The organism is Agreia sp. VKM Ac-1783 (assembly GCF_900177765.1).
In the GTDB taxonomy this organism is placed as follows: Bacteria; Actinomycetota; Actinomycetes; order Actinomycetales; family Microbacteriaceae; genus Agreia.
Genome location: NZ_FXWI01000005.1, coordinates 79391 through 92851 on the forward strand (window position 1 = coordinate 79391; position 13461 = coordinate 92851).

Sequence of the window (13461 nt, forward strand, 5' to 3'; positions counted from 1 at the left end):
GCGTCGCGAACTCAGTACTCGCGAAACGCCGGTGCCTGCGCGCGCTGCGTCGTCATGGCCTGAGAATTCAACTCGGCACACCAGCTCGGATACACCCGGAAGCCGCGCTTTCCCGGCCGGCGACCGGAGGTGACGCCGAGTCGGGCGAGGTGCTCGCGGGTGAATCGGAAGACCCCGCGTCTGCCTTGCCGTTCGACGAAGACGAGCAGCCCGGCAGAGAGATCGTCATCGCCGAACGGCACCGTCGTCCCGTCTGCGTCGCGCTGCCAGAAGGCGACGAAGGATCCCGGCTTGGTCGGGGTGTTCCGCGCGGTGCGAATGTGCCACGTTTCGTCATCGATCTGCGCGACACCCGACTCATAGTCGCTGTTCTGCGACTCCGGGGTCACCGAAAATGCCGCCCCTACCGAGGCCGCATACTCCTCGAACGCATGGAACTGCACGCGGCCAAGCTATCCCATCTGTCCGCGCTCCAATTCAGGAAGAGCCGACCAGCCGCGTGCGAAACCGCCCGATTCGAGGCAGTTCTCCTGAATTGTGGCGCGCACTCCTTTATGACCCCAGCGGCGCCGCGAAGAAGGCCAGTTCGTGCTCCGCAGAACGCACGAACGCCTCTCGCATCGCCTCGCGACCCGGTTCGTCGGCGCGCGCGGCAGCCTGCATCACGAACTCGACCGCCGTCTCGGTCACCTCGGCGATGCCGGCGTCGGCGTACGTCTCGATCCACGATCGATACGGGTGCGCGTCGTGCGATCGAGGCAGCAGTCGCAGGCCGATGTCTTGATACAGCCAGAAGCACGGCAACAGCGCGGCGATGAGCGTGTCGTAGCTGCCCTCGGCGCACCGAGCGAGCAAGTGGTCGAGATAGGCGGTCGTCGCGTCGTCTGCGACCGTGCCGTCATAGGCTCCGTCGGCGAGCCACGACTCGTGCAACTCCAGCTCCGCGGTGATCGATCCCTCTGCCGCTGCCGCCCAGAACGCCTGCTCTGCGACGGTCGGAGCCAGGGCGCTCGCGGTCGCCAGAGCACGTGCGTAGTCGCGCAGATAGAGCGCATCCTGAGCCAGATAGCCGCGGAAGGCGTCGTCGCGCAGCGATCCGTCGCCGAGGCCAAGCACGAACGGCAGCGCATCGATCTGCTCGCGCACGGGCCGGATACCGTCCCACCACTGAGCCCGGATCTCGCCGGCCGTGGGGCGGGTCTCGAGCCCGGCGCGCTGCCACATTCCCGCGAAGTGGTGGATCGGCCCGTTGCCTCCCCCGACAGAGAGGTCGCCGCCGCCCCGGATGCTCTCGCTGATCCAGCGCTTCACCTCGCCGACCGCGTGCGCCGGGTGCGCGGAGCCCACGAGTCGGGTGGCGAGGCCCGACGAGAGGGAGCATCCGGTGCCATGCGTGTTCGTCGTCTCGATGCGCGTGGCCTCGTAGACCGTCACGAGCAGCTCGTCGCCCGTCGCGTCGACCAAAGCGTCGGGGGCGGTGTCTCCATCGAGATGCCCGCCCTTCGCCAGCACCATCACGCCGAGTCGCGTCGACACTCGCGCGGCCTGGTCGAGCGTCTGCTGCCAGCTGGTTGCCTGCGGTTCGTCGGCCAGAATCGCCAGCTCGGGGATGTTCGGGGTGACGACGTGCGCCAGCCGGGCCAGCTCGCGAAGCGCGCCCTCCGCATCGGCCCGCAGCAGTCGGTCTCCGCTGGTCGCGACCATCACGGGGTCGAGCACCACGATCGGCGGAGCCACCCGAACCAGCCATTCGCGCACGGCAGCGATCACGTCCACGTCGGCGAGCATCCCGATCTTCACCGCGTCGATCTCGACGTCGTCGCTGACGGCATCGAGCTGCTCGCGCAGGAACGCTACCGGAGGCACATGCACCGAGCGCACCCCGCGTGTGTTCTGCGCGACGAGGGCCGTGACGACCGCCATGCCGTAGCCGCCGTTCGCCGCGATGCTCTTGAGATCGGCTTGAATCCCGGCGCCGCCCGTGGGGTCTGTGCCGGCGATGCTCAGCACACGAGGCACGGCGCGGGTCGCAGACGTTCGAGTCGCGGCGCGGGTTGTCTCGACGCTCATCGGGCGCTCCGCCACTCGCTCGCCAACTCCCGAGCAGCGTCGCCGGGGTTCGGCGCCGAGCAGATGGCCGACACCACGGCGGCACCGGCCGCTCCCGCTCGGCGCAGCGGTGCGATGTCTACCCGCCCGATGCCGCCGATGGCGACGGCCGGCAGACGGGTGGATGCGGCCAGGGCCGCGAACGCCTCGAGCCCCAGAGGCCGGGGCGCGTCGGTCTTCGTCGTGGTCGCGTGCAGCGCCCCGATGCCGACGTAGTCGATCGCGCCGGGATCGTTCTCGGCCTCGAGCAGCTGCGTCGTCGTCGACGCGCTGAGCCCCAGCACGGCGTCGGGGCCGATGAGCTCGCGCGCCAAAGCCGGCGGAAGGTCGGACTGTCCGAGGTGCATGCCGCTGACTCGCGCACCGAGCCTGCGGGCGGCGAGAAAGACATCCACCCGGTCGTTGACGATCACGGCGACCTCGTCGGGCACTGCGTCGCCGACCCGGCACACCAGGTCGAGAAACTCGCGGGCCGTGGCGTTCTTCTCGCGCAGCTGCACGACGGTCACGCCGCCTGCGACGGCCTCGCGCACGACCGTGAGAATCGGATGCCCGGCCGCCGTCGCGAGGGCCGTGTCGGTCACGAGGTAGAGAGACAGATCGAGCGTCGAATCGACGCTCACAAGATGCTCGCTCGCGCCACGATGTCGTCGGCATCGACGGAGGCCAGTGCGTCGAGGAAGGCGACGCCGAAGCTTCCCGGGCCGACGGACTTCAATGCGGCCAGCTCGGCGGCGACCGTGTAGACGGTGACCGCCGCGACGGTCGCAGCCAGCCGGTCGTCGTGGGCCGCCAGGAATGCGGCCATCACGGCGCCCAACGCGCATCCACCGCCCGTGATTCGGGTGAGCAGCGCGTCACCGTTGGCGATGCGCACCACCCGCGTGCCATCGGTGAGCAGGTCGACAGCTCCGGAGACGGCGACGACGCCCGACGTCGTCTCGGCGAGAGATCGGGCGGCGGGAAGGGCGGCCTCGACCGAGTCGAGGGCGTCGACGCCGCGCCCGCCCTCGCCCATGCCCGAGAGCGCGATGATCTCCGAGGCGTTGCCTCGGACGACCGTGGGGTGCAGATCGCGCAGGCGGTAGGCGAGGGGTGTGCGCACCGGAAGCGATCCGATGGCCACAGGATCGAGCACCCATGGGGTGTCTCCCACTGCGGCTCCGGCCTGCGCTTCGAGCATCGCCGCGCGCTGCTCGGGCGTCGGCGTACCCAGGTTGATCAGCAGGCCGGACGCGACGGTCGCGAACGGCCCGGCCTCGCCGACTATGTCGACCATCGCGGGGGAGGCCCCCACGGCGAGAAGGGCGTTGGCCGTGAAGTTCACGACCACGCTGTTAGTGATGCAGTGCACGAGCGGGCTGCTCAGCCGCACCTGCTCGAGGGCATCGACGGTGGATTCGATAAATGGTTTTGACGTGCGCATGAGCGCGACATCCCTTCGCTAGTACGAACTAGATCAGGTTCGACGGGTGTGTTCTCAGCCCGGATGGGCACCCCGTGTCACGTAATTGCGGCCAGCCTAGCAAAGTCCCCGATCAAGCTGTGGCTAGACGAAGGCGGGCACAATGAGTTACTCCCAGCGCTCTCGTAACCAGGCGGCTCCGGCGATTCCTTCCTTGCGCTGAAACTCACGCAGGGCAGGCATATTCGGAGGGGAAGGCTGGCGAGCCTTGTTGAAGAATCCGCCCGTGACGGCCGACAACACCGAGTCGATCGCTGAGGCGTCGACGCCCTCGAAGAGAGGATGCGTTCGAAGAATCGTGTCGCTGTCGACCGCTTCGTCTCTCACCCGGCAGTCGAAGAGATACATCAGGCCATCGACCCATCTCGCTCCGACGCTCGCCCACGGCCAGTCGATTATCCACGCCTTCTGTGTCACGTCGATGAGGACATTGTCGGCTCGAGAATCGAGGTGCTGCAGATGCTCCCCGTCGGCTGCCTTCGGCGCCGCGTCGGCTGCATCCCGCAGCTGAGCCAAGCGCGACTGAGCCCATTCCGGCAGGAGGTTCGCTGCGCCATCATCTGCGATCTCTCGCCATCCGCGCGCTTCTGTCGCGATGTCGTCGAAGACGCGAGGAAGCCGCCCCTGCGTCGACCGATCGATACGGGGGAAGGTTGCGAACGCATCGAGTACCGCCCACGTCTCGGAACCGTCGCCGTCGTGGCCAGGGTGACGCCCGTCGATGTCGTCGAGGATCAGAGCGACCCAGCCATCGCGGTCGTACGATCCGAGCAGCGCGGGTGCGCTGACCGTCGGCGGCAACACTGTCATGACATCGATTTCTCGTCGATGCAGATCGAAGGCGCCGGGGTTTCGGTCACGGTGCACGGCTTTCACGAACGCTCTTCCGCCGTTGGCACCCGAGACTCGATCGGCGCTTCCCGGCGAGAACCCGTTCATCTGACTGATCGCGCTCGTGACTCGGGCATCGAGGATCTCGGCCACAAACTCGTGGATTGCCGGGGGGAGGTCTATCCAGTCAGTGCGCGGGCGCTCAACGGTTGCCATGCGACAACGCTAGCGAGCACCGGCGTCGCTTCATGGTGTCGTTTCGCCCGATCAGGGCAGTGGCCGCATCCGCCGCCGCGAGATCGCCACGAGCGTCAGTGCCACCCCGACGGCTCCGGCGATCACCAGCGATGCCGTCGCCGCGCCGACCTGTGCCCAGCCGCCGTCGCCCGCCGCGAGTGCCTGCAGCGCCCGGGTCGCCTGCGCCAACGGAAGGCTGGCGGCTAGCGACTGCACCGGATTGTCGGCCCCCGCACGCACGAACAGAGTGCCGACGGCGGCGAGCTGCAGGGCGATGAACGCCAGCGAGATCACCCAGCCGACACGGCCGAACAGCGCCACCAGTCCCTGATGCAGCAGCACGAATGCCAGCGAGATGCCGAGCACGACGAGCACACTGCCGACGTGGTGAACGGGCGATACGCCGAAGGCGGCCAGCCAGACCAGCACCAGCACGGCCTGCGTAAGAACGAGGGCGGCCACGACCGCGAACGAGCGTGCCCCGATGCGCCAGCTCGACGCCGCCGAGAGCAGGGCTCGTGGCGGGAACGGGCGTAGCAGCACGAACAGCACGAGCGCGCCGATCCACAGTGCCAGGGGCAATACGGCGATCGATATCGCCGTCTTCGGCGCGGGCGCAGAGGTGGTGTCGCTGGTCGTCGTGACGATCGGGTCGCTGACCACGGTCGACAGCGTCTTCTCCTGGTCGTCGGTGTAGCTGGGCACGGCGTCGGCCGCCGTGCGAAGGCCGGATGCGAGTTTTCCCGTTCCGCCGGACAGCTCGGCCGCTCCGCTCGCGAGAGCGGCGGTTCCTGTATTCAGAGACGAGGTACCCGTGGCCAGTTCTGAGGCGCCACCCGCGAGCAGGGTGAGTCCGTTGCTCAGCTCGGGAGTCTTCGTGGCGAGCGCATCCGTGCCCGTCGCGATGAGCTTGTTCGCTTCGGTGACAACGCCGGCGCCGAGGGTCGCAGCGTCGAGATCGATGCCGAGTTCGATGGCCTGGGCCTCGGTCGTGTTCGCGGTCGTTTGCGACGCCTCGAGCTTCTGCTGCAGCTCCAGCTTCAGGGGTGCCAGCGCGGGGTCTGTCGTCGTGTCGATGCCGTCGATGACCTGGCGCAGCGCATCCATCTCGCCGCGCAATTGCAGCTGATTGGCCTGGAGGGTCTCGGCTTTGCGGGCGGTGTCGCCGAGGCCCGAGGTGAGCAGTGTCGACCCATCGACGGTCACGCCGGCCAGGGTGTTGAGTTCTTTGGTCGCGGTGGGCAGCGCGCCGGCGCCGACCGCCGCGGCGGAGAGTGCACTCGACAGCTGCTGCGCGCCCGTATCGAGCTTCGCGGTGCCGGTTGCTGCGTCCTGCAGCCCCGTGGCCAGCTTGCCCGCTCCCGAGGCGAGGGTGCTCGCGCCGTCGGCAGCCGTGCCGAGCTGGTTGTGCAGATCGGTGTATCCGACGAGCAGCTGAGAGACGAAGCCCTGAGTGAACGTGGTGGCGAGGCTCTCGTGCAGGCTGCGGGCGAGTGCCGAGGCGAGCGCCTGCGCGGATGCTCCCTCGACGCTGCTGGTCTGAACGTCGAGCTGCGCCTGCACGGGGGCGTCGCCTGTGCTCGAGACGTAGGCCGCCGAGAAGTTCGACGGAACCGTCACCACGGCCGAGTAGAGGCCGTCGGCAAGGCCGGCCGACGCGGCGGTCGGATCGGTCAGCGTCCAGTCGAAGCCGCTGTCGTCGGCCGACACCAGCTGCTGGGTGAGCAGTTTTCCGGCCGCGACGGGAGTCGATTTTCCGCCCGCCTTGCTGTCGATCGGAGTGTCGAGGTTCACGATCGCGGCGGGCATGGTGGGCACCCCGTTCGCCGCGGAGGGGGTGGCGGGCGTCATCGCCGTGACGGCGATGCCGGCGACGACGAGCGGCGTCACGAGAGCGAGCGCGAGGATCGCCCCGCGCAGCCAACGCGGCCGCCGGGAGTCGGCGTCGTTCAGCAGGCCGGTGAGCGCGCTCATGCCAGCACCTTTCCGTTCAGGTCGTGCGCCGGGTCGTCGACGGCCATCCTCAGCTCGACGGTGTGAGCGACACGATCGATGTTTCCTGTGCCGCTCGCGTTCGCCTCGAGAGCGATCACCAGCGTGACGTCGGTGGCTGCGGCCTCGGCGAGGGCGACCACGAAATCGGATGCGTGCCGCGGCTCGATCGCGCCCGTGTCGACGGCGATCAACGGCCGGCCCGACGAGAGCGCGATGGCGGCATCGACGGCGAGCAGTTGCCCGCTCGAAAGCTCGCGAAGAGGTGTCTTGTCGGTCACTCGCCGTGCGCCCGCGATCGGGCGGGCATCTATCGCGGGCAGCACAGCCGTCCATCCCATGGCGCCGTCGTCGCTCACCGCGACGAGCAGGGCGGGCAGGATGCGGTGCGCGACTCCGCGACGATCCGCACGGTGGCCGCGTGGCGCATCCATGGCGATCTGGGCCGTGAGGTAGCGGCCGACGGTCAGCGGTTCCGCGGGCTGGGCGATCACGAGCTCGCTCTGGGCGCGCAGCGCGTGTGCGTCGAAGGGCAGGGCGTTGCCGAGAACGCTGAGATGGCCAGACGCGGGGCGGCCTCGCCCGGTGAGCGTCGAGAGGAGCTCGACGCGTGCGGGTGCGGAGGCTCCGACGAGCAGAAGCACGTCGCCCACTGCCGCGTCGATGTCGATGGGGGAGAGGCCCGCGGTGGCAAGGTCGCGCGCCTCGACCGCGGGTGCGGCCGGAGCGGCCGGGAGCGGGCCGGTGTCGGGGTGCCAGCCCCGGGCATCCAGAAGCTCGTGCACCGTCTCGCCCTCGATGTCGACGTTCGGCACGATGCGGTCGAGCCACGCCGGCAGGCCCCACGCGCGATCTCCGAGCAGCGCCATCAGGGCGGGGATGAGGGTCATGCGCACAACGAAGGCGTCGATGAGCACGCCCACGGCGAGGCCCCCGGCGAGGGGCTGCAGCACGGCGCCTCCGCCGGGAACGAACGAGGCGAAGACGCTGAACATGATCAGTGCGGCGGCCGTGACCACGCGAGCCGACGCCGTGAAGCCATCGATCACCGAGCGGTGTGCGTCGCCGGTGTTCGTGAAGTCCTCACGCATGCGGGTGACGAGAAAGACCTGGTAGTCCATGGCGAGGCCGAAGAGAACGGCCATCACGAGAATGGGCATGAAGCTGATAACGGGCCCGACCTTCTCGACTCCGAGCGGGTCGGCCAGCCAGCCCCAGTTGAAGACCGCTGTCACCAAGCCGAAGGACGCCCCGACCGACAGGAGGAAGCCGAGCGTCGCCGTGAGCGGAACGGCGAGCGAGCGGAACACCATGGTCAGCAGCACGATGCACAGGCCGACAACCACCAGGGCGAAGGGCAGCAGCGCGTTGCCGAGGCGTTCGGAGATGTCGATCGCGACCGCGGTCTGGCCGGTCACCATGTAGCCGAAACCGTTCGCCTTCTCGAAGGCGGGTTCCCTGTCGCGGATACCGGTGACGAGCGCCTTGGTGGCGTCGGAGTCGGGCGCGCTCGATGGGGTAATCGAGATGATGGCCATGTCGAGTGCCTGATTCGGAATCGCCTGGCTCACGGTGGCCACATCGGCGACGCCGGTGAACTGCTTCTCGAGGGCGTCGAGCGCATCCTGGATCTCTAGCGTGCCGCTGATGTCTGCGGTCACGAGCAGCGGGCCATTGAAGCCGGGGCCGTAGCCCTTGGCCAGCAGATCGTAGGCCACCCGCGCCTGCGATCCGGGGGCGTCGTAGCCTGCGTCGGGCACGGTGAGCTTGAGCCCGAGGGCGGGCACGGCGAGCAGGCCGAGGCCCAGAACGGTGGCGACGACGGTGATCACCGGGCGCCGGGTCGCCATGGTCACCCAGCGGTGCCGGATGCTCGTCTCCTCGGTGCGCGGGCGTCGCGGTGCGCGAACGGTCGGCTTCTTCGATGGATGCTTGGCGGCCTTCGCAGCGGCCTTCGCCTCTTTCTTGGCTTCTGCGGCGGCCACCTTCGCGGGGGCCGACCGGGGGATCAGTCGTTTTCCGCAGAGACCGAGGATCGCGGGCAGCAGAGTGACGGAGATGACGATGGAGATGACCACGCCGAATGCGGCACCCGCGCCCATGACAGAGAGGAACGGGATGCCCACGACCGAGAGGCCGAGCAGGGCGATGATCACGGTGAGGCCGGCGAACACCACTGCGCTGCCGGCAGTCGCGGTGGCGAGAGCCACTGATTCGCGCGGCGCCATGCCCGTGGCCAGCTGTGCCCGGTGCCTCGACACGATGAAGAGGGCGTAGTCGATTCCCACGGCGAGGCCCAGCATCGAGGCGAGCACCGGAGCTGTCGATGAGATGGTGACGAAGGCCGAGAAGATGCCGATGCCGCCACTCGAGATGCCGACGGCTATCAGGGCGGTGACCAACGGCATCCCCGCTGCGAGAAGCGAGCCGAAGGTGACGGCGAGGATCACGAAGGCCACACCGAGCCCGATGGACTCCTGGCTCACATCGGAGGCCGCCGCGGGTGGGGTGACGCCCGCGTACGACACCGTGAGCCCGTCTTTCTCTGCGGCGTTGCCGATGCTCTGGATGTTCTCCTCGGCCTCCGGGGTCAGCGACGTCTGGGGAACGTCGTACTGAACAGATACATAGGCGAGCGACTTGTCTGCGCTGATCTGGCTCGAGTTGCCCGACGCGAAGGGATCGGCCGCGTTGGCGACATCGGCCATCGCGCCCAGGTTCTTCGAGATGGCGCTGATCTCGGTGGAGTAGTCCTCGATGTCGTCGCCTGCGGGCGCTTGGAAGATGACCTTCGCGCTGCCGCCGCTGGCCTGCGGAAAACGCGTCTCCAGCATGTCGATGGCGGTCTGCGACTCGGTTCCCGGAATCTCGACGCCCTGCTGCATCTGCCCGTTGAGAACGGCGGATCCGCCGAGCGCGGCGGCGGCGAGAAGCAGCCACGCGACGATGACGAGAAAGTGCCGACGGGCAGAGAACGCCCCGATCGAATACAGCAGTGTTGCCATCAGAAAGCACGTCCCCCGGTGAGCGCTTGCGCCCCGACGGGTGCGCCGCACGGTCGCGGCCACGGGGCATCCCCACGATACCGGAGGAGGACCTCAAACGCGACGAGGTATCGCGATTTTGCGCGGGCGGAGAATCGGGTGGTCCGAGCGCGAGAGGCGGTCGGATGCGCGGAATCTCCGCCCGTCTGCCAGGTCGCGCTAGCGTCGAGCCAACGACAACGGCAAGGAGGTCTCGATGCGAGCCGAATGGGATGAGTCGTACTTCGATGCACAACCGGAGGATGCAGCCGTCTACTGGGTCTGCTTCTGGACGGGCGACGACATTGAACGGCCCGCCGCGTACGACCCACAACGCGTCACCGGGGCCGAATCGGTCGAGGAGGTTCTCGCCTGGGTGCACGCGGTAAAGGGTGAGAGATTCTTCGAGCTCTTCGTCGAAACCGACGGCAACTCGCAGACGCGCGAGCACGGTTGGATGCCCTACCGTAAGCGGATCCGCCTGGCCGGCGACTTCACCCCGGCCCGAGTCACCGTCACGATCACCGCTACGCGTCCGGATTGAGGTCGCTCAGGCGGAGTCTTCCGGCCTGTTCTCGATGAGACTCAGTTGCGTGCCGTCGGGATCGATGAGGAATCCGGCTCGATGACCCCACGGCTGCAGCGTCACGGGATGCAAGCGCGGTGCGCCGACGGACTTCTCCTCGACTCCGGACCGTTTGATCTGCTCGTAGAGCTCATCGATGTCGTCGACGCGAATGCTGCACATGAACGAGCTGTCTTCGGGAACGAGCTCGGGAAAGGGAAAGAACTCCACGTGCATCTCGCCGCGGCGCAGGATCAGCCAGTCGTCGCTTCGGTAGCTCGGCTCGAATCCGAACGCGCCGTAAAAGGCGGCGGTCACGTCGAAGTCTCGGGACGGCAGATTCGGCACGGCGCGATCGTTCATAGAACGAGGCTAGTGAGACGGATGCGTCGGGGCTAGTTCCACACGTACAGCTCGTGCGAGCCGACGCCGTGATGCGGCAATATGGAGCGCGACGACATCGAGGAGGTTCTTTTCCATGACATCGCCGAGAGCTCCGAAGCTCGCTCTCTTGTTCGGTACCGCCATCATCGCAACGGCGCTCGCGGCGTGCTCCACGACGGCGGCCACTGACTCACCGAGTTCGACCCGACCCACTGCGATGGCGACGCCGACGCCCACTGCGACGCCCGACGCATCCGGAGACTCTGCCGAAGAGCGATACGCGGCTTTTTGCTCCGCCAACACGGCTGCGGCGGCGGCGAAGGCCGGCACGGTCGGCGAAGACCTCGAGGCCGTCCAAGCTCAGGGCGCCGCGATCCGAGAGCTCCTTCCGATGACCGAGGTGAGCCCAGAGGTCGCAGCGGGCGCCGAGGTGTTCGCAGCATCGACCGACGAGACCGCCGGGATCCTCGCGCAGTTTCCGGCAGACAGCCTGGTCTCGGATGTCGGGCTCGACCCGAGATTCACGCAGTCGCAGTCGGTGCAGAGCGCGATGACCGACCCGAACTACCAGGCGTTCATAGCCTGGACCATGCAGACCTGCGGACTGGGCGCAGCCGACGAGGGCTGATTCAGGCACGTCACGCGAGGCCGGTTTCGTGTGCCATCGGCGAGGTGATTTCGAGCCGGCTCTGGGGCGATACAGCTGTCTCTCGGTATGATCGCGAGACCGGGCCCTGGGGAAGCGTGCCTGACATCGATGGACGGATGGCATGGACGAGACACAGCAGCTCCGCGAGGTAGAGGCACGATCTGTTCTCGAGACGGGCATCGCCGGTCTCGACCACATAACCGGCGGCGGGCTGCCGCGCGGGCGAGTGATCACCATCTTCGGGGCGGCCGGTGCGGGAAAGACCGTGCTCGGCCTGCAAATTCTCGCCCATCGCGTGGCTGAGGGCGAGCGCGCCGTCTTCATAAGTTTCGAGCAGACGGCGGATGGCGTGCTCGAAGACATGGCCGGCTTCTCCTGGGGCGCCGATGGCTTTGCCGAAGACGATCTGATCGTGCTCGAGACCGGGATGCCGACCGAACTGCACGTCTCTGGACGCTTCGACATGCAGGGGCTCATCGCCACGCTGCTGGCCGTGACCGACGCATCAGGCGCCACGATTGTGATGCTCGACGGACTCAACGCGCTGCTGTCGCTGCTGCTCGAAGAGGCTGACGAGCGGCGAGAGCTCTTGCGTTTGACCGACTGGGTTCGCAGCCAGGGGCTCACCGTGCTGATCACGGCCAAGGCGAGTGCAGAGAACGATCGAGCACGTACTCGCGCCGAGATCCTCGACTACCAGACCGACTGCGTGGTGGTGCTCGATCGGCTTCAGACGGGCAACTCCATTTCGCGCACGCTCCAGGTCACGAAGTACCGGGGCGCCGCGCACATCGGGCACGTCGTTCCGGTGGTCATGACGAACGACGGCCTCGAGGTCGTCATCGCGGGGGGACTGGCATCCGAGGAGCTCGCGTCAGGCGCCCCCTCGTCGCGGCCAGATGAGCGGATGCCTACCGGCGTCGAGGAGCTCGATCCACTTCTGGGCGGCGGATATCTCCTGGGATCGAGAACATTGCTCTCGGGTGCGCCCGGAACGTCGAAGAGCACCCTTGCGGCGGCGTTCTCTCTCGCTGTCGTGCGCGGTGGCGGGCGAGTCCTCTACGTGAGTTTCGACGAGGTGCGTGCTCAGCTCGAGCTGCATACCGCGAGCGTCGGCTACTCGTTCCGGGAACCTCTTGAGAGCGGGAGCCTCCGCATCCTCGAGGAGTCGGCGACGGGGAGCACGCCCGAGGAGTCGGCGCTGCGGATCATCCGCGCAGTCGATGAACTGGGCGCCAACGCGGTGGTCATCGACCCCGTCTCGGCATTGACCGGCTCGGGGCATCCGTTTGCCGATGAGGCGCTCAGCTATCTTCTGACCAGCCTGAGCCAGCGCGGGATCACGGTGCTGCTGACCTCGCTGCTGCACGGCGCGGCCTCGCTCGATGAAGAAGCGACGAAGAGCAATATCTCGACGATCGCCGACAACTGGATCCACCTCACCTATATAGCGAACGGTGGAGAGCGCAACAGGGCGCTGACGATCGTCAAGTCGAGGGCGACCGCACATACGAATCAGGTGCGAGAACTCGTGATCACCTCGGAGGGCATCGAGCTGCGTCCGGCCTACGTCTCCGACGGCGATGTGCTGCTCGGCTCGGCGCGCGCTCAGAAAGAGGAGCTGGATCGCACGGCTGCCTGGCTGCGTGCGGTCGAGTACGAGCGGGGCGAGGCGGAGATTCTCGCTTCGATGGCCGAGCTCGAAGGCCGCATCTCGGGCCTCGGCAACGAGGTCGATCTGCGTCGACGAGATCTCGAGCGACTCAGATCGACCAGGGATGGCGCGTTGGAGCGGACGGCCACGGCGCTCGAGGCCCGCGTGGCTGCCCGAGGGTCGGGCAACCTCGCAAACGAGGAAGGGGACCAGCGATGACCGAGATGTCTACATCGAGAAGCGCCGAGTTGACCCTGCTCGTGGCTGGCGAATCACAGGCGACGCGATCGGCGCGGGCGACCCTCGACAGTCTGATCGGCGACGGTCTCGCAGAGGCATCGCACGTGCGCGTGATCGATATCCTCCAGCAGCCCGACTACGCGCTGCGCTACAAGGCCTTTTTCACGCCGAGCCTCATCGTCGAGACCCCGACCACGACGACGACGATCGTGGGAGACCTGCACGAACTCGACGAGGTCAGGTCGCTGCTGGCCGCTGCCTGAGAACTGGGCAGCGCCGCTGATTTTTCGCGTCGGCCGGCGCCTGCTTAGC

At 67.7% G+C, this 13461-nt stretch carries 12 protein-coding genes and 1 riboswitch; of the genes, 4 read left to right on the plus strand and 8 right to left on the minus strand.

Annotation, left to right across the window (positions count from 1 at the left end; translation table 11 throughout):
- Positions 1–11: 11 nt before the first annotated feature.
- The 7 genes from CCK87_RS16100 to CCK87_RS16130 form a co-directional block, all read right to left on the minus strand.
- The gene (locus CCK87_RS16100) at positions 12–443 is read right to left on the minus strand and encodes a MepB family protein (RefSeq protein WP_086462444.1); all 432 of its coding nucleotides are present in this window, start codon (positions 441–443) and stop codon (positions 12–14) included.
- A gap of 109 nt (positions 444–552) precedes the next feature.
- On the minus strand, positions 553–2070 hold the full coding sequence (locus CCK87_RS16105) for a bifunctional hydroxymethylpyrimidine kinase/phosphomethylpyrimidine kinase (RefSeq protein ID WP_086462617.1): 1518 nt from the start codon (positions 2068–2070) through the stop codon (positions 553–555).
- Positions 2067–2732, minus strand: coding sequence for a thiamine phosphate synthase (thiE, locus tag CCK87_RS16110; RefSeq protein WP_086462445.1), 666 nt, complete (start codon positions 2730–2732; stop codon positions 2067–2069). Before thiE ends, CCK87_RS16105 begins: the two co-directional genes overlap by 4 nt.
- Complete coding sequence (gene thiM, locus CCK87_RS16115; RefSeq protein WP_086462618.1) at positions 2729–3535, minus strand: hydroxyethylthiazole kinase; 807 nt, start codon at positions 3533–3535, stop codon at positions 2729–2731. The genes thiE and thiM overlap by 4 nt, the downstream gene beginning before the upstream one ends.
- Positions 3529–3620, minus strand: a riboswitch (TPP riboswitch). Its footprint overlaps the gene before it by 7 nt.
- 62 nt (positions 3621–3682) lie before the next feature.
- Complete coding sequence (locus tag CCK87_RS16120) at positions 3683–4621, minus strand: phosphotransferase (RefSeq protein WP_086462446.1); 939 nt, start codon at positions 4619–4621, stop codon at positions 3683–3685.
- A 51-nt stretch (positions 4622–4672) separates the two neighbouring features.
- On the minus strand, positions 4673–6616 hold the full coding sequence (locus CCK87_RS16125) for a hypothetical protein (protein ID WP_086462447.1): 1944 nt from the start codon (positions 6614–6616) through the stop codon (positions 4673–4675).
- Positions 6613–9639 carry an MMPL family transporter gene (locus tag CCK87_RS16130; RefSeq protein ID WP_086462448.1) on the minus strand — a complete coding sequence of 1009 codons (3027 nt, stop codon included), beginning with the start codon at positions 9637–9639 and terminating at the stop codon, positions 6613–6615. The genes CCK87_RS16125 and CCK87_RS16130 overlap by 4 nt, the downstream gene beginning before the upstream one ends.
- Positions 9640–9874: 235 nt before the next feature.
- On the opposite strand from CCK87_RS16130, the gene CCK87_RS16135 reads away from it, so the two are divergent.
- Entirely contained in the window at positions 9875–10201 is a 327-nt protein-coding gene (locus CCK87_RS16135) for a hypothetical protein (RefSeq protein ID WP_086462449.1), read from the plus strand.
- A gap of 6 nt (positions 10202–10207) precedes the next feature.
- On the opposite strand, the gene CCK87_RS16140 is transcribed toward CCK87_RS16135, so the two are convergent.
- Complete coding sequence (locus CCK87_RS16140; RefSeq protein ID WP_086462450.1) at positions 10208–10585, minus strand: bleomycin resistance protein; 378 nt, start codon at positions 10583–10585, stop codon at positions 10208–10210.
- 115 nt (positions 10586–10700) lie between these two features.
- Here CCK87_RS16140 and CCK87_RS16145 point away from each other — a divergent pair, with 115 nt between their 5' ends.
- The 3 genes from CCK87_RS16145 (at position 10701) to CCK87_RS16155 (ending at position 13412) form a co-directional block, all read left to right on the plus strand.
- Positions 10701–11234 carry a hypothetical protein gene (locus CCK87_RS16145; RefSeq protein ID WP_086462451.1) on the plus strand — a complete coding sequence of 178 codons (534 nt, stop codon included), beginning with the start codon at positions 10701–10703 and terminating at the stop codon, positions 11232–11234.
- Between the two features lie 142 nt (positions 11235–11376).
- A complete protein-coding gene (locus tag CCK87_RS16150; protein WP_086462452.1) occupies positions 11377–13128 on the plus strand; it encodes an ATPase domain-containing protein in 1752 nt (583 codons plus the stop codon).
- Entirely contained in the window at positions 13125–13412 is a 288-nt protein-coding gene (locus tag CCK87_RS16155) for a circadian clock KaiB family protein (RefSeq protein ID WP_086462453.1), read from the plus strand. The genes CCK87_RS16150 and CCK87_RS16155 overlap by 4 nt, the downstream gene beginning before the upstream one ends.
- Positions 13413–13461 lie beyond the last annotated feature (49 nt).

Excerpts from the sequence above, each read along its gene's own strand:
- CCK87_RS16105 (WP_086462617.1), bottom strand. The coding sequence starts at position 2,070 with ATGAGCGTCGAGACAACCCGCGCCGCGACTCGAACGTCTGCGACCCGC.
- thiM (WP_086462618.1), bottom strand. The coding sequence starts at position 3,535 with ATGCGCACGTCAAAACCATTTATCGAATCCACCGTCGATGCCCTCGAG.
- CCK87_RS16120 (WP_086462446.1), bottom strand. The coding sequence starts at position 4,621 with ATGGCAACCGTTGAGCGCCCGCGCACTGACTGGATAGACCTCCCCCCG.
- CCK87_RS16125 (WP_086462447.1), bottom strand. The coding sequence starts at position 6,616 with ATGAGCGCGCTCACCGGCCTGCTGAACGACGCCGACTCCCGGCGGCCG.
- CCK87_RS16130 (WP_086462448.1), bottom strand. The coding sequence starts at position 9,639 with ATGGCAACACTGCTGTATTCGATCGGGGCGTTCTCTGCCCGTCGGCAC.
- CCK87_RS16135 (WP_086462449.1), top strand. The coding sequence starts at position 9,875 with ATGCGAGCCGAATGGGATGAGTCGTACTTCGATGCACAACCGGAGGAT.
- CCK87_RS16140 (WP_086462450.1), bottom strand. The coding sequence starts at position 10,585 with ATGAACGATCGCGCCGTGCCGAATCTGCCGTCCCGAGACTTCGACGTG.
- CCK87_RS16145 (WP_086462451.1), top strand. The coding sequence starts at position 10,701 with ATGACATCGCCGAGAGCTCCGAAGCTCGCTCTCTTGTTCGGTACCGCC.
- CCK87_RS16150 (WP_086462452.1), top strand. The coding sequence starts at position 11,377 with ATGGACGAGACACAGCAGCTCCGCGAGGTAGAGGCACGATCTGTTCTC.
- CCK87_RS16155 (WP_086462453.1), top strand. The coding sequence starts at position 13,125 with ATGACCGAGATGTCTACATCGAGAAGCGCCGAGTTGACCCTGCTCGTG.